The following is a 23,316-nucleotide window of genomic DNA, read 5'->3' on the forward strand; positions in this document are numbered from 1 at the left end:
TGGCGCAGCGCAGACTTTAGCGGGGTCTTTTCACCTGGGGATCCTGTGGACCTGTGAAGAATGGACGGCTGTTCACCTCATTAGTTGAGCGACGTTTATGAGTACTTCTCGCATTCTTTCTTACCCCCTGGAGTTCTCGCCCAATCTCATAGAGCTGGAAGGCGCGGAGCAGCTTCGCCTCAGCGGTCTCCTGCCGTAATTCCTCAATACGCTGGGCTGTCAGCGCTGCCGCAACCCTGGAAGGACGGCGGCGGTGGTTGTCAAATACCGAGTCGACCACGGTTCTTCTCTCCTCGATTCACAGAGACCTGGCGCAAAGGTTATGACCAAATTTATTGTACCCTATTCCATGTATTCTTGGCAACGGGTGGTGGCGAGATTCAAAGGCTCCAATGGCAATTGGGTACGGCAATGTTTTACCAGGCTCGCTTGTGAAAGGTAAGAGGTTACGCCGTGGAGATCCCGGAGCTCCCTGGCTGTATCTCTCAGGGGGATACGGTCGATGAGGCTCTAGCAATGATTAATGATGCCAAGAAAGGCTGGCTGGAGATAGCTCTCGAAGATGGGAGAGCAATCCCGCAGCCAGATGAAATTGGGGAATAAGGAAAGACGCCGGGGGTTAACCCCCCAGCGTCTTCTGGATTAAGATAAGCCTTTCTGTCATCTCGGAATTCTTGCGTGCAAGCTCTTCATTCTCACGCCGCAGAGCCTCGTTCTCTCGTTCCAGAGCTAGAGTCCTGGCGTTAGACTGTTCAAATTCGCCCCGCAGCTTGATTAGCTCGGCTAGCGACCGCCCAACCCTGGTGAAAAACTCCATGAGCGTTTCCTCGTTTAGCATCGCCTGCCCTGCCATTGTATCTTTCATCAGGATACCTTCATCCCCCGCCAGAACCCCTCTGCCTTCCAGACCCTCCAGGGGACCAGGACCGGCTCCGACTTCCAGGGACCGGACCAGTGCTAGAGCGGGACTGTCTACCTTCTCTCCCGGGCTTCGCCCCTTACCCTCAACAACCAAATCGCCTGCCTGGCTGTGTGCATCGCAGGGAGCGGTAGTGATTTCGACATCGACCTGGGCGCTATCGTTCTCGTCATTTTGCGACCTTTCTTTCCTGGCCTTATAGTAAAATGACAAGAGCGTGGAAGGCCTTCGATCTATGCCGAACCTGCTCCTGAGCCTGTCGCAAGCAGAAAGGCAGGCCTCGCGCACCGAACTACCCCTGGCTATCGACGTCTCCATCTCGTCCAGTGCTACCGCCTTCCAGTCAACTGCCTCCTCCATAGTAACACCTCCAATTCCACGGATTCTCTAAACCTACAATTCTCTTCCTTTAATATAATGTTTATTTTAATTATGAACCCGTTGATGAGTGTTTATTCCTATATGGGGAGCTTTTTCCACTGGAAGCATCTATTATTTTTGATCTAAATTGGCGTGCATACACATAGAATTCGTCCCGTTTCCCTTTGGGAGGTCATATATTAGCCTAATATTGGCTCACTGGATGTTGATCTTGTAACCCTTGCTCCTCGCATTCTCGGCCTTGGGCAGGACTATCTCGAGAACTCCATTCTTGAAGCTCGCCTTTGCCTCCTCGCGTTTCACAGGGCTCGTCAGCGGGAGCATTCTGCTAAACGCCCCGTACATCCTTTCACGGCGGTGGAAAGCCTTATCATCGATGGCTTTCTCCTGCTTCATCTCGCCCCTTATTGTTACGGCGTCATCGGTGAGGGTTATATCCACGTCCTTCTGATCCATGCCCGGTAGATTAGCTTTGATGATGATATCGTTTTCAGTCTCATACATATCCACGGAGGGTTGCCACGCCCGGCCGCCGAGGAAGCCCGGCACCCCTCTCCGCGCAAAGGTATCATCAAACATCCTGTTTATGGTCTCCCGCAGGGAAACCAGGTCATCAAATGGATCCCACCTGATCAGGCTCATAACTCCCAACCTCCATGCTCTTTGTTCTTTTGTAGTCCTTCTCTTATGGTTCTTTCATATAGATTCGCTCGAATATTAGCTAGGTATATTGCTATTGGTGTTAGCGGCCAATTCACCTTTAGTATCTCCAGGCATCCTAAGGCTAATTCGAGCCATTGAACCGGCAAAACCACTGTTATAAATTCAATCAGCAAATCAGTCAATAGAAATACAATAGGCGGCCGCATAAAGATCAGGACTTACGGTGTTGCGCGCCGTCCCCGGAGTGGAACACCGTAAGTCCTGGAAAAGTGGCGGTAATATTCAAACTTACACTCAGGTGGGTCGCTGGGAGGAATGGTTAGTACTCCTTCGGCATCTCCCCAAGCTGGGCATAGGTGAATACCGGCCCATCTTTGCACACATATTTCGAACCGATATTGCAGCGCCCGCACTTGCCTATGCCGCACTTCATCCTCATCTCGAGGGTCGTGACGATCTGCTCCGGTGCAAAACCGAGTTCGAGCAGGTTTTGGATTACAAACTTGATCATGATGGGCGGGCCGCACGTGACCGCCACAGCGCCCCCGGGCGCCGGCGCTACCTCCTTGAGGACGGCGGGCACAAAGCCGACCCTCCCCGTCCAGGCATCGTCGCCCCTGTCGACCGTGACCACGAGGTTCACGTCATCGCGCTGCCGCCATTTCTCGAGCTCCCATTTGAAGACCAGGTCGCCCGGGCTCCTGGCGCCGTAAATAATGTCGATCTTGCCGAAATCAGCCCTGTATTTCGCCGAGAGCATGTAGTTTATAAGAGACCTCAGTGGGGCGAGGCCTATCCCTCCACCGATGAATATTATGTCACGCCCCTTCATGTCCTCGATGGGGAATGTATTCCCGTAGGGACCGCGCACCCCGATAACCGCGCCCTCCTCCAGGTGGTGCAGGGCAGTCGTCACAGCGCCCATCCGCTTCACGCTGAACTCAAGGTAGCCCTCCTGGGTCGGGGATGAGGTGATCGAGATCGGGGCCTCGCCAACCCCAAATATCGAAACCTCCGCGAACTGGCCCGGGGCGTATTTAAAACCCTGCCAGGCGTCTTCGTTCAAGAATATGACCTCAAATGTCTTAACATCGCTCGAATCCGTCTCCTGTGTTATCCTCCTGATCCTCGAGACATGAGGCAGGTAAACATCCTGTACCACACCCGGAGTCACATCTGGAATCTCCCCGGCATACTGCAAAGCTCTCACCCCTCAACGACGCTTAAATGCGGTATCCAGACCAGAACGCGGCATTCAGATGACGCAGCATTCAAACGCAGCAGCTGGATGGACCTAGACGGCGCCCGCAGATACAGCGGGCGAAGCAGATGAATCAGGTGAAATGGATATAGCATCAAGAGATGCCAGAACGCTACGAATATCCATATTCACCGGACAGTTCTCTATGCAGCGCCCGCAGCCGACGCAAGCGATGTCGCCATTGTTCTCAACGAAATAGCTGAATTTGTGCATGACCCTCTGCCGGAAGCGCTCCTTCCGGCCCGGCCGCGGGTTATGGCCCGAGGCATGAAGCGTAAACATGGGAAACATGCACGCGTCCCAGCATCGCACCCTCCGGCCTTTGCTATCGATGGCCTCATCAGCTATATCAAAGCAGTGGCACGTCGGGCAGAGATAGGCGCACGCAGCGCACCCCAGGCATTTACGGTAAAGCTCGCCCCAGCACTCATGCTCAAATATCACCTTGAGCTTTTCGTGGATGCCTCGCGCGGGGACGAGCGCCGGGATCCTGGCCTCGGCCCGCTTCCTTGCGTCCCTCCCGGCTGCCAGGAGCTGCTCCAGCCGCTCATCATCCTCCGCCTCCAGTCGCCCACCGCCCTCTATCCCATCCTCCGCTGGCCTCGAGAGGCGCCAGAATCCCGGCACCGCGCCCTCGAGCCCCGCGATCAGCTCTGCCCCCCGATCGGTGACGGCCTTTACGAGGTAAACCTCCCCCAGGTCCTCGAGGATAACGTCGGATCCCGCTTCGTCAAACGGGCCTCCACCCGTGGAGGTACAAAAGCACGTCTCAGCGGGCTCGTTGCAGGCGACAGAGATTATCGCCGTTCCTCTCCGCCTGGCGACGTAATGGCCGTCCTTGTAATCGGCGGAATCAAAAACCTTATCGAGCAGCAAGAGGCTTCTCGCATCGCAGGGTCGCGTTCCGAAGATGACCCGGGGTCTATCGCTGTCATCATCGCTGGTGCCAACGCCGACGTCAATGCCAGTGCCAACGCCAACGCCGGGCCCGACCGGCTCGACCTTGACCGAGCTCACCATGCCTCCTGCGGTCCCGACCTCGAACTCTAGAAGCGTCTCGCTGGGGGGCAGGAATATCTCCTTGAGCGGCCGCGATGTGACGGTGGCGGGCATCGTCACCTCACCTGCGGACGACACCGGGGCGAATCTCGTCGTCTCCGCCTCCTGCACCGGGGCAAATACCCGGTACCTGGCAATAAGTCCGCCAAGGAAGCCGGCGAGTTCGCCCTTATCCAAAACGCCAACGCCCGTGCCTTGGACTCCAGGGCCACCCGTACGATCTAGACCGGCGCTACCACGCATCTAAAAAGCACCTCGCACAAGACAAATATAGCATGTAACGTAAACCACCCCAGGGACGGGAGCGGTTTCATAAATGGTTAATGGTTACAGGTCATAGAACGAAATCGTCAGGATCCTCCTTGCTGAACGCGGCAAAAACAGCCGGCGCGCCTGCGGCCGCGGCCTTGCCAGCCTCGTAGTCAAAAAGCACCCTGGCGTCCTTCTCCATCTTCCTCGTGAGCTTCCGCAGATCGATGCCCATGGGGCAAGCGCGCACGCACGCCCCGCAATCGATGCACCTCCCCGCCAGGTGAATGGCGCGCCCCAGGTGAAACACCATCTTGTCCGAGAGCGCCCGATCCTTGCCCATCCACTTGGGGGTCGCCCTGTCCGCGAAGCATTCCGGGCAATAACAGAGCGGGCATGCCTGCCGGCATGCATAGCACAGGATGCAACGATCGAATTCCTGAGAGAAATAATTCCAGCGCTCCTCGCTCGACCTGGCCTCAAATTCCCTTATCTCTCCAAATGGGTCGCGGCTTTCCTCGCTCTTATCATCCTTATCACATGCGCCGCCCGCGCCCATAGCCTCGGCTCCGGCGCTTTTGGCCTCCCCTGCCAGAAAATCGTAAACCGGGGCCGTGCGTTCCTCGCATACCTGGCACGATGGGTGCAACAGCTCGGCCCCATCGCCTTCGCCCCTCCCGGCCCTCCTCCGATCGATCACGCCCGTGCACGCGACGGCCACAATCTTAACACGGTCGCGCTCGACCTGCTTCTCAGCCAGGAGGCGAGCTAAAGCCCGCCCATCGCAGCCCTTTACAACCACGCCAGCCCGGCCCTCGATCCCCGGCAGGTAAACGGCCAGATCATTCTCGCAGCGCGCATCCCAGATGAGGGCGTCAGCGTCCTCGGGCCGGGTTACAAATACAGGCGTGACCCTCGAAGGCAGGGTCCCCTGCCCATAGCCGATGAAAACATCTACCGCCCCGTCGCTGAGGAGTTTGCGGGCTATGCGCCTGATATCCTCCTGTGCCGCCTTGTCCACGGCCTCATTCGCGGCAGCATTCGCGACAGCATCGCCTACGCCGCTATTTCCCCTTCTCTCTCTGCCATCCTCTGAACCGCTCATACATATTACATCACTCATAAAACTGCGCCCGCCCCTCCTTGCATTTCCCTCACCTTGACCAGCTTACGGGCCGGGCCCAGCTCCCTGACGCGCCTCGTCACGGTTTTGATGACGTCCGCGAACTTCTCGCCCTCAGCGGCGGAGACCCATGAAAACTGAACCCTTCCCTCCTCCACACCGAAATACTCAATAAGCCTCTTGAGCATGGCGAATTTGCGTCTAGCGAGGTAATTGCCGGCTATATAGTGACAGTCGCCAGGGTGGCACCCCGACACGAGCACGCCGTCGGCGCCGCGCTGCAGGCATTTTAGGATGAGGAGCGGGTCGACCCGTCCCGAGCACGGCACCCGGATGACCCGGATATTGGGCGGGTACTGTATTCGACTGGTCCCTGCGAGGTCCGCGCCGGCATATGAGCACCAGTTGCAGAGGAATGCGACGATCTTCGGCTCCCATTCGCTGTCCTGGTTCGTATTCGTATCCATATTCACATCCGTATCTGTATTCATATTCATACCCGCGTTCACACCGCATTCACCTCCGCCAGTATCTCCTCATCCGTGAACCCCTTCAGGGTTACCGCCCCGCACCGGCAGGTCGCAGCGCACGCGCCGCAGCCCTTGCACAGGGCCGCATTGATCCTGGCAACGCGCTCCTTCGAATCAAGCTCGATCGCCTTGTACTGGCAAACCTCGACGCACATCCCGCACCCGCTGCACCGCGCCTTGTTGATCTCGGACTTTATCCCCTCGCTCCTGATCTCCTCCAGGCTCAGGACGGTGCATGCCCGCGCGGCCGCCGCATGAGCCTGCGCCACCGTCTCATCTATCGACTTCGGCGCATGGGCGAGGCCCGCCAGGAATACCCCCTCCGTGGCGAAATCCACGGGTCGCAGCTTCATGTGGGCCTCCAGGAAGAAGCCGTTATCATCGAGGGGAACCTTCAGCATCTGCGCCAGCTGGTGATTTGAATCGTTGGGCACGATGGCGGCGGCAAGCACCACCATGTCAGCTGGTATCGCAATCCTGCTCCCGAGAAGCGTATCGCGCACCACCACGCGGAGCCTCGCGGAGGGTTCTCCACCCCCATCGCCCCCTTGCCCGGCCATGGGCTCAGCCGCCACAGGCCCCACCGCACTAGGCCCGGCCACTTCCTCGACTACCGGGGGCTCATCCTCGGGATAACGTATGAATACAACGCCAGCCTCGCGGGCCCGCTGGAAGTATGCCTCCCTCTCCCCATAGGTCCTGATATCCCGGTAGAGGACATATACGTCGGCCTCGGGGTCCTCAGCCTTCAACCTGAGGGCGTTCTTCACCGCTTCGCTGCAGCACATCCTACTGCAGTAATCCCGCCCGGCCTCGCGCGAGCCCACGCACTGTATCATCACGAAGGTGCGACCGGTGCCGGTGCTCGCGGCGCGACCATCGGGCGCGCCCGGCTCATCCTGCTCATCTCGTGCGCCAGGTCGAATCCTTCCCGCGGCAAGTAGCTCCTCGAACTCGGACTGGGTGACGACCCTGGGATTCTCCCCGTAGAGGTACCTATCAGGCTTGAACTCGCCGGCCCCGGTGGCCACTATAACGACACCATGCTCGACCTCGGCCTCGATGCCGCCGCCAACCGGCGCGATCCTGCTCTTGAAATTGCCCACGTATCCTGCTATCTCGCTTACAACGCACCCAAGGTAAACGTGGATGAGCGGCTCGCCGTCGACCCTGCGAATCAAATCCTCGAGATGCGCCTGCACATCCTTGCCCTCGAGCGTAAAATATATCCTGCGAAGGTGGCCGCCCAGCTCGAGCTCCCTCTCGACCAAGTGAACCTCAAAGCCCTGGCGCGCCAGGTCCAGCGCCGCCGTCATGCCTGCGAGGCCGCCACCTATGATGAGCGCCGAATGCTTCACTGAGATAGGTAGCCGCTCGAGGGGCTCCAGGAGCGCCGCCCTCGCGACGGCCATCCGCACAAGGTCCTTGGCCTTTTCCGTGGCGAGCCCCGGCTCGTGCATGTGTACCCATGAACACTGGTCGCGAATGTTCGCCATGGCAAAGAGGTAATGATTCAGCCCGGCCTCGCGGATGGTCTCCTGGAAGAGGGGCTCGTGCGTCCGCGGGGTGCACGATGCGACAACGACCCTGGTGAGGCCGTGCTCCTGTATCTTCTCCTGGATGCGCTTCTGCGTATCCTGGGAGCAGGTATAGAGATTTCGCTCGGCGTAAACCACATGAGGCAGCGTCTTAGCGTATTCGACAACGGCCGGGACATCCACCACGCCGCCGATGTTGATGCCGCAGTGACATACAAAGACCCCTATCCGGGGGCCCTTGCCCCTGAGATCCTTCTCCGGCGGGTAGGTCTTCTCACGGACCAGGCTCCCGCGAGCGCTCGCCAGGAGCGCCGCCGCCGCTCCGGCCGCCCCGCTCGCCTGCGTCACCGTCTCCGGTATGTCCTTGGGCCCCTGCATCGCGCCGCACACGAAAACCCCCGGGCGCGAGGTCTCCACAGGGTCGAAGGCCCCGGTCCTGGCAAAGCCGTACTCATCGAGCTCTATGCCCAGGGCCCGCGCCAGGTCGACTGCGCCCTTCGGGGGCTCCAGGCCCACGCTCAGCACGACCAGGTCGAATTCTTCCTTTACAACCCTTCCACCCTCGTCCTCATACGAAACGATGAGGTTATTCGTCTCGGGAGCCTCCGAGATATCGGCCACGCGCGTCCTTATATACCTGACGCCGTATTCAGACTTGGCCCTTTCGATGTAGCTGTCGAAGCCCTTCCCGTAGGATCGCATATCCATATAGAATATGGTGGGCTCGACACCGGGGGCATGCTCCTTTGCAATCACGGCCTCCTTGCTCGCATACATGCAGCATACGGATGAACAGTATTCATTGCCGCAGGACCTGTCCCTCGAGCCAACGCACTGGATGAACGCGATCTTCCGGGGTATGTCGCCGTCGGAGGGCCGGAGGACCCTGCCCTCGAACGGCCCCGAGGCGCTCAGAATGCGCTCGAACTCCACGCTGGTCACCACGTTTGGATAGCGCCCGTAGCCGTACTCGGCCATCCGCCCGGGGTCATACGGCTCAAAGCCTGGCGCCAGGATAACGGCGCCGACGTTGAGCTCCCGGGTGTTTGCGGCATCATCGTATTTCACGGCCCCGGCCATGCAGATATTCTCGCACAGCCCGCAGCCTATGCACGTTTCCCTGTCAATGGCATAGGCGAGAGGCACGGCCTGCGGGTAATCTATGTAGACTGACGGCCGGCGGGAGAGCCCCGCATTAAAGGCGTCCCGCGCCGCGCTGACAGGGCAGTGCTCGGCGCACAGCCCGCACCCCGTGCACTTCTCGACATCAATATACCTCGCCCTCGTCTTCACCATCGCCGTGAAGTTCCCCGGGCTGCCTTCGAGGCCCGTCACCTCGCTGTTGGGGATCACCTCTATATTCAGGTGCCTGCCGCACTCAACGAGCTTGGGCGACATTATGCACATGGAGCAATCATTCGTCGGGAAGGTCTTGTCGAGCTGCGCCATGACCCCGCCGATGGCCGGCTTTGCCTCCACGATATACACCTTGAAGCCGGAATTTGCGAGATCAAGGGCCGCCTGCATCCCCCCGATCCCGCCACCCACGACCAGAACAGCTCCAACATTCTTATCCAAGGTCATCTACCCCTATGCCCGTAGTTGTTGACTGGTATCTGGGCGATTGTTGCTGGACATCGTAAATATCGAGGACCCCGCGTTTCTTTAGGTACGCAACCTGCTTCAAGACATCCATGGCGGCCAGCCCGAGCATTGATGCTATATCCTTAACCGATAACGGTTCACGCGCCGCAAGGATTCGCACCCCCGCCCGCACGTATTCCTCGGCTATCACATCTTGCACCAGCCGCTCGAGCCTGGCCTCATCAATCCTCTCGCCATATACGCTACCCTCTTCCCTGAGCTCGCGCAGCCTCCCCACGAGCCACCTGAACCTCTCGCCTTCTACGATCTCCACAGCTATCGCCAGGGCCAGAGCAAGCCCATCGCAGGATGAAGAAGAAGATGCTGCTGATGCCGCTGCTGCTGGTGGTGATGATGATAATGATGACGGTGATGATCGAGGCAAAGGCGAAAATGAAGACGAAGCCTTCAGCGGCCCCATGTGCCTTATCCTATTGCAGAATTCCTCGACGATCTCGGCAAACCTGGCGCCCTCGGCCGCCGAAACCCAGTCAAGATGCAGCCTCCCAGGGTCTATGCCGACCTGGCGGAGCACCTCCCATACAATCCTCACGCGCTGGTCAGTCTGGTAGTTGCCCGTGAGGTAGTGGCAATCCCCGAAATGGCACCCAAGCACGAGGACCCCGTCGGCGCCGTTCATAAAGGGCCTGATCATCATCGCGGGGTCGATCCTTCCCGAGCACATCACCCGGATGGCGCGCACGTTGGCCGGATAGCCGAGCCTCGACGTGCCCGCGAGGTCGGCGCCGGCGTATGAGCACCAGTTGCACAGGAAGGCCACGATCTCCGGCTCAAACCCCGGCTCAACTCCTGACTCGAACCCTGACTCAACTTTCGTCTCAGCCACCACCGCCTAGCTCACCTCCAGCAGCGCCGCCGTCTGGGCGTAGATCTGGTCATCCGAGTAGTGGCGCATCTTGATGGCCCTCGCCGAACACGCGGCGCCGCACACGCCGCACCCCTTGCACGCCACCTCGATGACCCTCGCCTTGAATCCCTTATCGGTCTTCTCAACCTTGATGCCGCCATAGGGGCAAAGCTTCTCGCAGAGCCGGCACCCGATGCACAACTCCTCATCGACAACAGGATTCAGCGGGTCCATCTCTATCCTGTCGCTCGCCAGGACGCCCGCGGCCGCGGCCGCCGCGCACCCCGCCTGGGCGACGCTATCCGGGATATCCTTGGGGAATTGAGCACACCCGGCCAGGTAAATTCCTTCAATGGAGGTTTCGGCCGGCCGCAACTTCGGATGGCCCTCGAGCAGGAACCCGTCGGCGCTCCTTGAGACGTTCAGCTTCTGCGCCAGCTCCACGAGGCCCCCGGGCGGCCGCAGCCCTATAGCCAACACGGCCATATCAAACGTGAGATCCAGGATACACCCGCTATCTGCATCCTCCGCGACGATCCGGAGGCTGTGGTCCTCAGGGCTCTCCACTATCTCACCGGGCTTCCCCCTCACGAAGACAATGCCCTCGCTTCGCCCGCGTTGATAAAACTCCTCGAAGCCCTTGCCGGCCGTGCGCATATCGGTATAGTAGACGTAAACCTCGGCATCCGGGTATTTCTCCTTGATCATGAAAGCCTGCTTCGCCGTTATCATGCAGCACACACGCGAGCAATACTTCCCCGCCCCATCCATTTCATGCTCATCGCGCGACCCGACGCACTGGATAAAGGCTATGCGACGCGGAGCCTCCCAATCGGACGGCCTCTTCAGCTTCCCATGGGTGGGGCCATCGGCGCAGATGATCCGCTCGAAATCAAGGCTTGTGATGACATTCGGGAAACGCCCGTAGCCATACTGTGTCTTCCTGGAGGCGTCATAAGGCTCAAAGCCTGTGGCCATCACTATGGCCCCGACCTCCAGCGTCACGATCTCCTCCCTCTGGGAGAAATCCACCGCCCCGCGCTCGCAGATCTTCTCGCAGACCCGGCACTTCCCGCCGCGCGTGAAGTACCTGCAATAATCCGGATCGATTACGTAGCTTGCGGGGATCGCCTGGGGGAATGGAATATATATGGCCTTCCGCTCCGAATAGCCGCGATTGAATTCATCCGGGGCCTTTGATGGGCATTTCTCAGCGCAGAGGCCGCACGCCACGCATTTGGATTCATCTATATATCGCGGCTTCCGCAGGACCTCAACCCTGAAGCTCCCCACCTGACCCTCGACCTTTCGAACTTCTGTATAACTCAAGAGCTCGATGTTGCTGTTCTCCCGCACCTCTACCATCTTCGGGGACAGGATGCACAGGCTGCAATCGAGGGTTGGGAACGTCTTGTCGAGCATCGCCATGTGCCCGCCAATGCTCGGCTCCCGCTCCACGAGATAGGTCTTTACGCCCATATTTGCAAGATACAGGGCCGCCGAGATCCCCGCAACCCCTCCCCCGATCACCATGGCTGACTTCGTCACGGAGCCCACATTGCGCTCGAGGGGCTCCAAAAGCGCAGCCCGCGCGATGGCAGCTCTTGTGAGCGCCGCAGCCTTCCTGGTCGCAGCCTCGCGATCATGCCCGTGCACCCAGGAGCACTGCTCCCGGATGTTGGCCATCTCCAGGAGGAACGGGTTCAACCCCGACCTGGTCATGAGCTGGCGAAAGGTACGCTCATGAAGGCGGGGTGAGCATGATGCTATAACAACCCTGTCGAGGTTGAGGTCCTTGATGTCATCAGCGATGGTCTTTTGCCCGACCTCGCTACATGTATACTTGTTATCGCGCGCAACGACAACCCCCGGCAGGCCGGCCACAACATCGCGCACGCGCGCCACATCCACCGTTGCCGCTATATTCAGCCCGCAGTGACATACGTACACACCAATCCGGGGGGTGGGGCCAGCTTTGACCCCGCCGTGTGCCATACCCATAACTATCCGGTCACCACCTCTCAGCCGAGCTTCGCCAGAAGCGCCTTGGGCTTTATGGGGTTCATGTTGAGCGCGAGCTCCTCCGGCTCCATCCCCATCGCAAGCCCGAGAACCTGCGGATAATAGAGGACGGGCAGGTCGTATTTGACGCCATACTTGGACTGTATCTTCCTCTGGTTTGCCCCATACATGATATTACAGAACGGGCAGACGAGGTTTATGGCGTCGGCGCCGCGCTTCGAGATATCGTCCAGCTTCTGTTTGGTCATGCTGAGGGATATGTTTTCATCGACCCCGAGAATCGCACCGCCGCAGCACTCCTTCTTTGTAACATAGTCGACCGGCACCGCCCCCGCGGCCTCCACCAGCGCGTCGAGGCTGGCCGGCACCTCGGGGTCGTCGAAACGGTCGTAAATCTCGGACGGCTTCAGGTAATGGCATCCGTAATGCGAGGCGATCCGCAGGGAGCTGATATCGCGTTTCACGCTCTCCCTCACCCTATCAAGCCCGACATCCTCATAAAGAACGCGCGCGAAGTGCCTGACCCTGGTCCGGCCCGAATACTTCCTCCCCAGCCTCTTCAGCTGCTCATTGACCTTGCCGAGAAGCTCCCCGTCCTCGCCGAGCCTCCTGGCCGCCTCGGTCAGGACGGAGGTGCAGGCGCTGCAAAGGGTGGTGATATCGAGGCCGTGCTCCTCCGCAAGGCTCAGATTCCGCGCAGCCATGAGAAGCGTCGTATCCTGGTGAACCGACTTCACAGGATAGCCGCAGCAGCTGAATTCGGGTATATCAATAAGCTCAATACCGAAGCCGCCTGCAACCTTGCGGGCCGAGACCTCGTAGCTCATGGCCCTCACGGGCACCGTGCAACCCAAAAATATAGCATACTTCACTGCGATGGCCACCTCCCCACGTCTCTCACGTCAACATCAACGTCACGCGCTCGCCGTGCTGACCGGCTCCTGGGATTCCGCGCTCAGCAAGTCAGCGAGCCCCGTGACCTTGAAGATCTCGGCGACCTCGGCGATGTCCCCGGAGAGCCGGGCGAGCCCGAGCTCCTCCCGCTTTTCCTCTGTGAATTCATCGACCTCATACAGCCTGCCATGCGAGCCGATTAGTTCCGCCTGAGCCCTGAAGGCAGGGTGGATGTACCCCTCACGAACGGCCATGTTCTTCAAGGCGTTCATGACCTCGGTGATCCTGACATCCTGCGGGCAGCGCTCGTAGCAGGTGTAGCACGTGGAGCAGAGCCATATGAAATCGCTCCTCAGGACCTGTTCCCTCATCCCCAGTATGACCATGCGGATGATGCGCCTGGGGTTATACTTGCTATCTATCTCGCTGACGGGGCAACCCGATGTACAGGTGCCGCACTGGAAGCAATACTTTATATGCTCGCCGCCCTCCTCCTTCGCGACCTCATGCTTAAACCTGGGGTTGAGATCTGTGATCACAACATCCATAAGCCATCCTCCCCGCGTTCCTTCTCGACGCGCTCACAATCACACGATCACAATATCACGGTCACGATCACTTGCGCAATCGCCTTCAGCATCATTTCTTCACGTGCTTGGCTATTTCCTCCTCGAGCCACTCAGCGGCCTTCCCCGCCTGGAGCAGGTTCTCCAGCTCTGCAGGATTATCGAATTTGATTTTGGCGACCCAGCCGTACCCATAGGGGTCGCTATTCAATACAGTTGGATCGTCCTCGAGGGCCTCGTTGACCTCCACGATCTCGCCGCTCACAGGGGCATAGACCCGCCCAACCCACTTACCCGACTCGACAGAGGCGAGAGGCTTTCCCTGCTGCACCTTCTTGCCCTCCGGGGGCAGGTCAACCGAAACGAACTCCCCCGCCAGCTTCTGCGCGAAATCATTGATCCCGACGACCATGATATCGCCCTCGACCCGGCCCCAGCTATGGTTCGTGTCGTAATAGAGCTCATCCGGCAGCGAATATCCCTGAACATCCATAACCACACAACCTCCTGCGCTTTCTTTATGAATATGGCCCTACATATCGTCCTGGTCATACACCGGCCTCGGCAAGAGGCCCGCCCGCTCGACGATAACAGGCGCAATACTCTCCCACATTATCGGCATGAGATGGATGCCGCTCACGCCCTCGATCTCCCGCAGCTGCAGGATCGTCTCCACGCATATCCTGATGCCTTCCTCCTTGGGATCGGAGGCCTGCTCCATGCGCCTCACCAGCTCATCCGGCACGCTCATGCCAGGAACATCGTTCTTCATGTACCTCATGGCGCCCGCCGACTTTACAGGTATCACCCCCGCCAGGATATACACCCTCTCGTGGAGGCCGTGATCCCACACCATCTCCATCCACCTTCTGAACCTCGGGACATCGAAGACCGCCTGCGTCTGGATGAAGTCGGCGCCGGCAGCGACCTTCTTCGCAAGCCGCACAACCCGGTATTCGAACGGGTCGGCGAAGGGGTTCGCCGCCGCCCCTATAAACATCCGCGGCTCGGACTTCATCTCCTCGCCATTCAAGAATCTCTTGTCGTCCCGCATGCCCTTGACCATGCCGATCAGTTGAATCGAGTCGATATCGTAAACGTTCTTCGATGTTGGGTGATTCCCAAAGCTTTGATGGTCACCCGTCAGACACAATATATTCTTGATGCCGAGAGCAGATGCGCCGAGGATATCGCTTTGCATGGCGATCCTGTTCCTGTCGCGGCAGGTCATCTGCATCACAGGATCCAGGCCGAGCCCGGCGGCGATCGCGCACGCGGCGATGCTCGACATCCTCACGATGGCCGTCTGGTTGTCCGTTATGTTTACCGCATCGACATAGCCCTTGTAGGCCTTCGCCTTCTTGACCACGACCTCCCTGTCATTGCTCTGCGGGGGGCCGAGCTCGCCCGTGACGGCGAAATCACCGTGCGCCAGGACCTTTTCAAGGTTGCTCCCTGATCTCATAGCAACATATCCTCCCTGACAACCTTCCTCGGCCCGCCATCGCGGTTTTTGAACCAGTCCTTGGGTGGGAGCACCGTCCCGAGCGCCTCCAACCTCCCCAGTGACTTCATCCTGTCGAATATCAACTGCCAGGCGCAATCGATATCCTTGCTGACCTCACACTTGCCGTTCTGCGACCCCCCGCACGGGCCGTTCAAGAGGCTCTTGGAGCACCGGGCTATGGGGCAAATCCCTCCCGTCCGATCGAGCACGCAGTCGCCGCACCCCGCGCAAAGCTCTGTCCAGAGTCCCTGCCTCTCGGGCATCCCTATGAATTTGGTGTTGAGGGCGGGGAGCACCACCTTGCCCTCAAACATCCTGGCCATCGCCTGGACACCGGCGCCGCACCCCATGCTCAGCACGGCATCGGACGCCGCGACCTTCTCCGCGATGTCCCCGAGAAACTCCCACTCGCACTGGCGCTCAACCGTGGCCTCGCTGACATCAATCAGGGGGCTCAACCTGCCCTCACGGGCCCACGCCATCCTGATCAGGGATGCCAGGATACCGGCCTCCTTTTCGCCGCCGGCCATGCAGACCGTGACGCACGTTCCACAGCCCACCACAAGGATCCTGCGATAACCATCTATCATCCTGAGAATCTCGGCTACCGGCTTCTGCTCCGCAACTATCATATCCGCACCCTTCACCTCGCTCGCGCTGCCTGAGCCTGCTCCCCTGTCGCAAGCCCCTGCTCTCTCGCCCCTGTCCCTATCCCTGTAACTGTAATCCCCGTGGCGGGACCGGGACCCATGTTTTCGACCTGCCTCGAAAACTCCTCAATGATCCTGGAGAAACGCGCATCCATATCCGGGGCGAGGTGAAAGAATTGAATCCTATCCTCCTCGATCCCAATGTCCCGGATAAGCCTGCGAACATACCCCACGCGCTTCTTCGCCCGCACGTTCCCTGTGAGATAGTGGCACGCCTCCTCAAAGCAACCAAGCACGATGACGCCGTCCGCCCCACCCTCGAGGGCCTTGAGGATATCGATGACCTCCACCCTACCGGTGCAGGGGACTTTCACGATTTCAACCCCACCCACCCGACCCACCTGGAACCCTGGGTTTTCGCCGGGCACTGTTGCCTCCATAGGCATGGTTTCCCCTGTTTTCTGCCCGAGCGCTGCGGCTGCGGCCGCGGCCTCATATGCAGAATGCTCGCAAGCGAAAGCGACGATCTTAGGCATGAATAGCCCTCCCTCGGCTATGAGACTTCCAGGTCGTCCAGATCATCCAGACCATCCCGGCCATCGAAATACTCTTCACGTCCCCAATGACCTTCTAGATGATCTTCTGGATGAACCTCCAGATGCTTCAGGGTTATCGCCCTGGCCGGGCACTCGCTCACGCAAACACCGCACCCCTGGCAAGCTATGGGGGTCACCCTCGCAGCCCGGTTCTCGTGATCCACCTCGATGGCCGCGTGCGGACACGACCTCAAACACGTAAGGCAGAGCGCGCATTTTCCAGGGTCCACGCTGGCCGTCGCCCAGTCAACAGGACTGTGGCTCCTGGAGATCAGGCGATATGCCCGCAGCGCCGCCACCCTCGCATCTGAGACAACCTCATCCTCATCCTGGGGCCCGCGACACGTCCCGGCGAAATATATCCCGCGCCTGCTGGAATCGGCCGGCAGCAGGTGGACATTGTCCTCCTGGAAGAACCCCAGCGGTCCCGGGTGAACATTCAATATGGAGGCAAGCTCGGGGGCATCAATATCGGGCACCATCTCCTCGGCGATCACAAAGCAATCGCACTCGACCCTCAAATATCCAGCGACATCGCCGGGCCCGGCGAGCGAGCTATCACGGACGGTGATGATCAACTTTCCGCCCTCACCATCCACTCCATCCGCTCTCTGCACGCCAGGAATATGTGAGCCACATTTGATGAAAACCGCCCCCCTGTCGCGAGCCTCGCGGTATAGCACGCTCATGCCGCCCCCCGCCACCTTGACGTCCTCACACAGGACTATAACCTCTCCCCCACGATCCAGGGTCCTGACAGCCGTCCTCAGGGTCAGCCTGAATGCCGGACCATTGTTGCCAGCCATTACAGGGACCCAGAAAACGACCCTCCGGCCGGCCGGCTCCTTGAATATATTGCCCTTCCGGAACTCCGAGAGGGTAACGACGCCGCCACCATCCGGAAGTCCCGCTCCGGCCGCAGGCGCAGGGAGCTCGAGCCTGTGGCCGGTGGACACGATAATGGCGCCGGCGCGGATTATACCCGGAAGGTCGCCGCCAGGATGAGATGATGATAATATGACCTCAAAATTGCCCGCCTGACCGCGCAGGCGCCCAATGCGGGAGGACGTCTTGACGCTGATCAGCTCATCCTCCATTATCCTCTCGACGAGAGCCGATACGTCCGGCCTCTCCGAAAGGTGAACCCGGCCGCCAAGGCTCACGTCACGCTCCACGATCGTGACAGCCACGCCCAGGTCGGCCAGGGTCTTCGCCGCAACCATCCCCGCAAGGCCGCCGCCGACTACGACGACATGGTCGCCCTGGCTCCCGTCGCCCTGGCCACGATCGGGGCGGTCCTGGACCTTTGTAGGTGAACTCGAGAGCTCCCACATGTTTCCCCGCGCCAGGGCATTCAAAATCTCAGTTGCCACTCCCTCGCCGTCCCTCATCGCCTCCGCAATATCCATCGGCCCGCGGCACGAGCCTGCAACAAAGATGCCAGGCACCCCCGTCGGGGAATCAAAGAAACCATCGTGGCCGGCGCCCACCCCAAATACCTCGCCGAACCTGCCTGTATCGCTGCCAGGGGCGCTGCCCACCGCCAGCACGACGAGATCAAACCCCGCCCTGCGCACATCCCCTGTATCTGGATCCTCATACCTGACCTCGAGGCAGTGGGGGCGCTCACCCGCACCCTCCCCGCTCTCCAGCCCATCGAGCACCCTCACCTCTCCAGGCATGCTCCTGATCATGCGAACGTTCCCGGCCGTCTCACAATACTCCTTGAAAGCCTGAGGGGCTTTGCCACCTCCCTGGAAATCCATATAGAATACGGCTATCTCAATAGCCGGGAGTTGCTCACGTATCACCTTGGCGAGCCGGAGGGAGTACATGCAGCACACCCGGGAACAATAATCATGCTCGCCGCGGACGTCGCGCGACCCTACGCACTGGATAAAGGCTACCGAACGGGGCGCGACACCACCCAGGTATTCGGCCAGCATTCGCCCTCCCCGTAGCGCCCTCTCGAGCTCGAACGCCGAAACCACCCTCGCGTGGCGCCCGTAGCCGAGGTGCGGGCGCAGCCGTGCGTCAAACACATCAAAGCCCGTCGCGATGACGACAGCCCCGACCTCCAGAACCTCGCCGTTAGACAGGCGTAGCCTGTAATCTCCAAACTCCCCTGAGGACCTCTCGACGCTGCACCCGGTAAGCACCTTTATATTCCGGCAGGAAGCCACCTCGCGTATCTTATCCGCTACTGCGCATACATTGCACTTATTGCACCTATCCGTCGCCTTGCAACCGTAATATGCAGCCTTCCCGCCCAGCCTAGGCTCCTTCTCCACGAGATAAACATTCAACCCGCTATTCGCCAGAACCACAGCCGCCGACATCCCGGCCGGCCCGCCGCCTATAACGGCGATTCCCGCACCCTGCATCGGGGTTTCCCTCCTCGAAAGACGCCTCAATCTCTATCTATTCGCATTAGGTGCAAAAACTCCTGCTTTTTCGAAATGGTTTATCTCAAGTAAAGGGGCACACGCCACACAGGCGCTGTGGCCTGGACTGAAGCCGGGGCACACCGGTATAATCACCAGTATAATATAAAATACATTGGCATAAGAAAATACACCCCGGGGCATAAAAAATATGGCCCAGCGAGATCGAAGGAATCGATCCCGCCGGGCTATATCCGTCCCACCTTGCTCACACAAGGTCTCCTGCTTACTCACAGCCCCGGGGGCTCCCAGGGTGAGCCAGGAGAATCGAGATGCAGCAATCCCTCTCTACTTGAAGCCTCTACTTGAAGAGGGTTTTCACCTCGTTCCAGAGCTCTATGGGCACGGTCTTGGTCTTGCCAACGGCCACATCAAGGTCAACAGTGACGATCTTGTTCCCCACGACGGCCGGCATCTTTCCGAACTCGCCCTTCATGACCAGGTCAACAGCGGCCATGCCTAGCCTGGTCGGGTAGTACCGGTCCGAAACTGTCGGGGGTCCTCCCCTCTGGATGTGCCCTACGGCGGCGGCCCGCGTCTGGACTCCCGTTCTCTTCTCGATCTCGTCGGCGATCGCTTGGCCAACACCTCGCAGCCCGAGCCTGATATGGCCAAACGCGTCCACCTCGCCGCCAGCATCCTCACCGACGCTTGGCAGCTTCACTCCCTCGGACACGACCACTAGGCCGTAAGACCTGCCACGCGCGCGGACATCCTTGAGATGCTTGCACATCTCATCGAGATCGACCGGGACCTCGGGGATGAGGATCCAGTCTGCGCCGCCAGCCATGCCAGTCATAAGTGCCACCCAGCCCGCATCCCGCCCCATGACCTCCAACACCATTATGCGGTGATGGGAGCGCGCAGTATCCCGCAGGCGCTCCAGGGCGTCCACGGCAACGCTCACCGCTGTATCAAAACCGATGCAGTATTCCGTCCCTGAGACGTCGTTGTCCATGGTCTTGGGAACTCCCACCGCAGGCGCGCCGAGCTTGCTCAGCTTGTTGGCGACTCCGAGGGTATCATCACCGCCGATCCCGACGATGGCGTCGAGGTTGAATTTCTTTATATTATCGAAGACCTTCTGAACATCCTCCTCCTTTTTGAAGGGGTTGGTCCGGGAGCTCCCAAGCATCGTCCCGCCGACCGATATGATAGTGTCGACATCGGCGAGCCCGATCGGGGCCATATCGCCCTTCACAAGGCCGGCCCAGCCATCGCGTACCCCCATGACCTCCAGGTTGTAGTCGAGCGCCCGCATCACAACCCCCCTAATTGCAGGATTGAGACCCGGGCAATCCCCGCCTCCTGTAAGCACCCCTATTCGCTTGATCTCCGGCATGAATCCTCACTCCTTACACCCGTTATTTACCTTATTTTGCCTCATTTCTATTCCTTCTTGAGGTCGCTTGCCGAAAGCTCCTGGCGGCCGCCATAACCGGCTCCCTTTGCAGCAAAGTTGCTGGCCTTGCCTGACGCGCCAAACAAACGCATCTTGGCCTTGATGACCTTCTTGATCTCCTCGCGGCCTACCCCAGCAATCTTGCGCGGGTCGACCACGCTCGGATCCTTCGCCATGGCCTCCTTCATACCGCGGGTGAATGCCTTATTCAGCTCGGTCGCGATATTTATCTTGCAAATCCCGGCCTTGATCCCCTCACGGTAGCCCTCGTCGGTTACCCCCGAGGCGCCATGCAGGACGAGAGGAATACCTGTGATCTCCCGGATTTTGGCTATCCGCTCGATATCGAGCTTCGCCTCCTGAACCTTCATCTGGTGGACGCTGCCAACCGCAACGGCAAGGGAATCGCACTGGGTCTCCTCCACAAAACGCAGGGCCTCCTCGGGCTTGGTCATGAGAGCCCTAACCTCTTCGAGCGTGACCCCGATCTGCGGCACCTTGCCCAGCTCAGCCTCCACAGGGATCCCACATGCATGAGCTATCTCGGTGACCTTCTTCGTTATTGCCGCGTTCTCCTCGAACGGGAGCGAGGAACCGTCAAACATCAGCGATGTGAAGCCAGCCCTGAGGCACCTCACATTCTGCAGGAAATCCGTGCCGTGATCCAGGTGCAAAACCACGGGCACGCTAGCAGCCCCCGCCGCGACCTTCACCATGGCCACAACCTGGTCGAGTCCTGCGTATTTGATTGCCCCCTGGCTCGCCTGGAGGATGACAGGGGCCTGCTCTTCCTCGGCTGCCTCGACGATAGCCTGGACATACTCCAGGTTATTCGCATTAAAGGCTCCGACAGCGTACCCATTTTTCTGGGCATCGAGCAACATCTCTTTACTGGTTACTAGCGGCATAGTCTATACCCTCCTTAAGTTATATCTGGATCCAGACTTCACCCGGGCACTGGCACCCGGACTCTTGCCTGGACCATAGTTCAGCATCTGCTTGCAGCATTTATCTGCACCTAGCATTTGCCTCTTTCGCGGTTCTATTCTGCAGCAATCACTAGATTCCTGCTTTTTGATTCTCAAAACTTTGCGAGCGCATAAAATTAGTCAGGAAGGGAGACGCGAGTCATGGCCATGAATGTAATCCTCCCGACTATCGTCGGATTTGCGTCGGGCGCCATCGGGACTGGCCTCGGTGGCTCGGTCGCAGTCCTCCACAAGAACCCTTCTCAGAGAGCGCTTGCATTCCTGCTTGGCTTTGCAGGGGGAATAATGCTGGCTGTCGTGGCCTTTGATCTCATCCCCACATCATTCAAGGTAGGCGGGGTTCTGGCAGGCATCCTGGGGTTCGCGGCGGGCATGTGGAGCCTCGCACTGGTATCCAGCATCCTGCCTGGCACCACGGAGTATCAAGGCGCCAGGGCCCATTACCTGAAAACCGGCATCCTCGTGGCTCTGGGCATAGCCACCCATGACCTAGCAGAGGGCCTGGCCATAGGATCAGGGTACGTCGCCGCGGAAATGCTCGGTTTCCGCGTTGCCCTGATAATGATGATCCATAATATACCCGAGGGAATGGCTATCGCTGCTCCGTTTCATATTGCGAAAGTCAGGAGGCGAAAAATCCTGCTCGCCACCTTGATCGCCAGCGCCCCCACCGGCGCGGGGGCCCTGGCCGGCTCGCTCCTCGGGGAGATTTCCCCCCTCATGCTCTCGGCGTGCTTGAGCATGGCAGGCGGGGCCATGACAAGCGTGGTCGCGAGGCAGCTGATCCCGGATGCATGGGATCTAAAGGCGAAGCCCTTCGCCAGCGCCGGCGTTGCAGCAGGGGTCCTTGCCGGGTTATGTCTTATCCTCTCGCTCTAACCATTTCTCTTCGTTATGACCTTGTTCTGACATGACCTCGTTCTGACTTTCCCCTCCCTGATCTCTTCCCTTTCCCTTTCCCTTTCGGCCCCTTGCTCCCCCGCTAGGAAAGAATCCCTGCAATGCGGTGATATTCGAGATTGATGCTCTTCGTCTGCTCGAGGGCGTAGTCGATATCGAAATCCCTTATCTCGTCGCCGACGATGCCCACCATCCGTCCTGCCTTGCCTTCGAGAAGGAGCTCAACAGCCCTTGCACCAAACCGAGACCCGAGAATCCTGTCGAGCGCAGTAGGCGCTCCGCCCCTCTGTATGTACCCGAGCACCGTAACTCTGGTCTCGAGCCTGGTCTTCTCCCGGACAAGCTCGCCGATCCTGAATCCCACGCTCTCGCCCGCGGGACGCTCGGGACCCTGATATCCCCACACGCCCTCTGCCACTACGATGATGTTGTGCGTCTTGCCGCGCCTGTATCCCTCGATTATCTTCTCACAGATCTCGTCGAGATCAAATGGCACCTCGGGTATGAGTATGTGCTCGGCGCCGCCCGCAAACCCCGCAGCAAGGGCCAGGAAACCCGCCCTCCGCCCCATTACCTCGATAACGTTGACTCTGCCGTGAGAGCTCGCCGTATCACGTATCTTCGTGATGGCATCCAGGGCCGTGTTGACCGCGGTATCGAAGCCAATAGTAAAGTCGGTGCAGGGTATATCATTATCTATGCTCCCGGGTATCCCTATGTCTTTTACGCCCCACTTTGAAAGGCTTCGCGCCCCCCGGAAAGAGCCATCGCCACCGATTACAATGAGTCCCTCGATGCCCCTCGCCTCGAGCTGACCAACAGCCTTCTTCTGGCCCTCCTCCGTCTTGAACTCCTCAGAGCGGGCTGATCTCAGTATCGTCCCGGCCCTCTGGATGATATCGCCCACAGACCTCTGGTCCATAAGGACCATATCCCCGGCCATCAAGCCTGTGTAGCCGCGTGACACACCGAAAACCTCGAGCCCGTTATGTAGACCCGTCCTCACAACCGCACGTATGGCGGCATTCATCCCTGGAGCGTCCCCCCCGCTCGTCAAAACAGCGATCCTCTTCATCCGGCATCCTACCTCCTGCCAAGGTATGCGACTACA

General features: G+C 59.3%; 22 protein-coding genes. 2 read left to right on the forward strand and 20 right to left on the reverse strand.

All coding sequences use genetic code 11. From position 1 onward, the window contains the following. Window positions 1-16: 16 nt before the first annotated feature. Window positions 17-280, reverse strand: a complete 264-nt coding sequence (locus HPY71_06535; protein ID NPV53165.1) for a hypothetical protein — start codon at window positions 278-280, stop codon at window positions 17-19. A gap of 173 nt (window positions 281-453) precedes the next feature. Between HPY71_06535 and HPY71_06540 the strand changes: the two genes are divergently transcribed. Further along, the gene (locus HPY71_06540) at window positions 454-603 is read left to right on the forward strand and encodes a hypothetical protein (protein NPV53166.1); all 150 of its coding nucleotides are present in this window, start codon (window positions 454-456) and stop codon (window positions 601-603) included. Between the two features lie 16 nt (window positions 604-619). On the opposite strand, the gene HPY71_06545 is transcribed toward HPY71_06540, so the two are convergent. From HPY71_06545 to HPY71_06630, 18 genes are all read right to left on the reverse strand, one after another. Then, window positions 620-1,279 carry a hypothetical protein gene (locus HPY71_06545; GenBank protein NPV53167.1) on the reverse strand — a complete coding sequence of 220 codons (660 nt, stop codon included), beginning with the start codon at window positions 1,277-1,279 and terminating at the stop codon, window positions 620-622. 216 nt (window positions 1,280-1,495) lie between these two features. Beyond that, a complete protein-coding gene (locus HPY71_06550) occupies window positions 1,496-1,942 on the reverse strand; it encodes an Hsp20/alpha crystallin family protein (protein NPV53168.1) in 447 nt (148 codons plus the stop codon). Between the two features lie 340 nt (window positions 1,943-2,282). After that, a complete protein-coding gene (locus tag HPY71_06555) occupies window positions 2,283-3,125 on the reverse strand; it encodes an FAD/NAD(P)-binding protein (protein ID NPV53169.1) in 843 nt (280 codons plus the stop codon). 132 nt (window positions 3,126-3,257) lie between these two features. Then, a complete protein-coding gene (locus tag HPY71_06560; GenBank protein ID NPV53170.1) occupies window positions 3,258-4,526 on the reverse strand; it encodes a 4Fe-4S dicluster domain-containing protein in 1,269 nt (422 codons plus the stop codon). 91 nt (window positions 4,527-4,617) lie between these two features. Continuing rightward, complete coding sequence (locus HPY71_06565; protein NPV53171.1) at window positions 4,618-5,655, reverse strand: 4Fe-4S binding protein; 1,038 nt, start codon at window positions 5,653-5,655, stop codon at window positions 4,618-4,620. Beyond that, on the reverse strand, window positions 5,652-6,152 hold the full coding sequence (locus HPY71_06570; protein NPV53172.1) for a hydrogenase iron-sulfur subunit: 501 nt from the start codon (window positions 6,150-6,152) through the stop codon (window positions 5,652-5,654). Before HPY71_06570 ends, HPY71_06565 begins: the two co-directional genes overlap by 4 nt. 8 nt (window positions 6,153-6,160) lie before the next feature. Further along, window positions 6,161-9,307 carry a CoB--CoM heterodisulfide reductase iron-sulfur subunit A family protein gene (locus HPY71_06575; GenBank protein ID NPV53173.1) on the reverse strand — a complete coding sequence of 1,049 codons (3,147 nt, stop codon included), beginning with the start codon at window positions 9,305-9,307 and terminating at the stop codon, window positions 6,161-6,163. Further along, a complete protein-coding gene (locus HPY71_06580) occupies window positions 9,294-10,214 on the reverse strand; it encodes a hydrogenase iron-sulfur subunit (protein ID NPV53174.1) in 921 nt (306 codons plus the stop codon). The genes HPY71_06575 and HPY71_06580 overlap by 14 nt, the downstream gene beginning before the upstream one ends. 6 nt (window positions 10,215-10,220) lie before the next feature. Further along, window positions 10,221-12,230: a CoB--CoM heterodisulfide reductase iron-sulfur subunit A family protein gene (locus HPY71_06585; protein NPV53175.1), complete on the reverse strand. Its 2,010-nt coding sequence runs from the start codon at window positions 12,228-12,230 to the stop codon at window positions 10,221-10,223. A 26-nt stretch (window positions 12,231-12,256) separates the two neighbouring features. Further along, window positions 12,257-13,129, reverse strand: coding sequence for a CoB--CoM heterodisulfide reductase iron-sulfur subunit B family protein (locus HPY71_06590; protein ID NPV53176.1), 873 nt, complete (start codon window positions 13,127-13,129; stop codon window positions 12,257-12,259). A gap of 42 nt (window positions 13,130-13,171) precedes the next feature. Beyond that, window positions 13,172-13,699, reverse strand: coding sequence for a 4Fe-4S dicluster domain-containing protein (locus HPY71_06595; protein ID NPV53177.1), 528 nt, complete (start codon window positions 13,697-13,699; stop codon window positions 13,172-13,174). A 91-nt stretch (window positions 13,700-13,790) separates the two neighbouring features. After that, on the reverse strand, window positions 13,791-14,210 hold the full coding sequence (gene gcvH / locus HPY71_06600; protein ID NPV53178.1) for a glycine cleavage system protein GcvH: 420 nt from the start codon (window positions 14,208-14,210) through the stop codon (window positions 13,791-13,793). Window positions 14,211-14,249: 39 nt separating this feature from the next. After that, entirely contained in the window at window positions 14,250-15,182 is a 933-nt protein-coding gene (locus HPY71_06605) for a methylenetetrahydrofolate reductase (GenBank protein ID NPV53179.1), read from the reverse strand. After that, complete coding sequence (locus tag HPY71_06610) at window positions 15,179-15,856, reverse strand: hypothetical protein (GenBank protein ID NPV53180.1); 678 nt, start codon at window positions 15,854-15,856, stop codon at window positions 15,179-15,181. The genes HPY71_06605 and HPY71_06610 overlap by 4 nt, the downstream gene beginning before the upstream one ends. 11 nt (window positions 15,857-15,867) lie before the next feature. Next, window positions 15,868-16,410, reverse strand: a complete 543-nt coding sequence (locus HPY71_06615) for a hydrogenase iron-sulfur subunit (protein NPV53181.1) — start codon at window positions 16,408-16,410, stop codon at window positions 15,868-15,870. Window positions 16,411-16,427: 17 nt separating this feature from the next. After that, on the reverse strand, window positions 16,428-18,854 hold the full coding sequence (locus HPY71_06620) for a CoB--CoM heterodisulfide reductase iron-sulfur subunit A family protein (GenBank protein NPV53182.1): 2,427 nt from the start codon (window positions 18,852-18,854) through the stop codon (window positions 16,428-16,430). A 361-nt stretch (window positions 18,855-19,215) separates the two neighbouring features. Next, the gene (locus HPY71_06625; protein NPV53183.1) at window positions 19,216-20,256 is read right to left on the reverse strand and encodes a 6-phosphofructokinase; all 1,041 of its coding nucleotides are present in this window, start codon (window positions 20,254-20,256) and stop codon (window positions 19,216-19,218) included. 47 nt (window positions 20,257-20,303) lie between these two features. After that, on the reverse strand, window positions 20,304-21,224 hold the full coding sequence (locus tag HPY71_06630) for a ketose-bisphosphate aldolase (protein NPV53184.1): 921 nt from the start codon (window positions 21,222-21,224) through the stop codon (window positions 20,304-20,306). Between the two features lie 222 nt (window positions 21,225-21,446). Between HPY71_06630 and HPY71_06635 the strand changes: the two genes are divergently transcribed. Further along, window positions 21,447-22,184 carry a ZIP family metal transporter gene (locus tag HPY71_06635; protein NPV53185.1) on the forward strand — a complete coding sequence of 246 codons (738 nt, stop codon included), beginning with the start codon at window positions 21,447-21,449 and terminating at the stop codon, window positions 22,182-22,184. A 103-nt stretch (window positions 22,185-22,287) separates the two neighbouring features. On the opposite strand, the gene pfkA is transcribed toward HPY71_06635, so the two are convergent. Beyond that, a complete protein-coding gene (gene pfkA / locus HPY71_06640; GenBank protein NPV53186.1) occupies window positions 22,288-23,280 on the reverse strand; it encodes a 6-phosphofructokinase in 993 nt (330 codons plus the stop codon). Between the last annotated feature and the right edge of the window lie 36 nt (window positions 23,281-23,316).

Source organism: Bacillota bacterium, assembly GCA_013178125.1.
In the GTDB taxonomy this organism is placed as follows: Bacteria; Bacillota; SHA-98; order Ch115; family JABLXJ01; genus JABLXL01.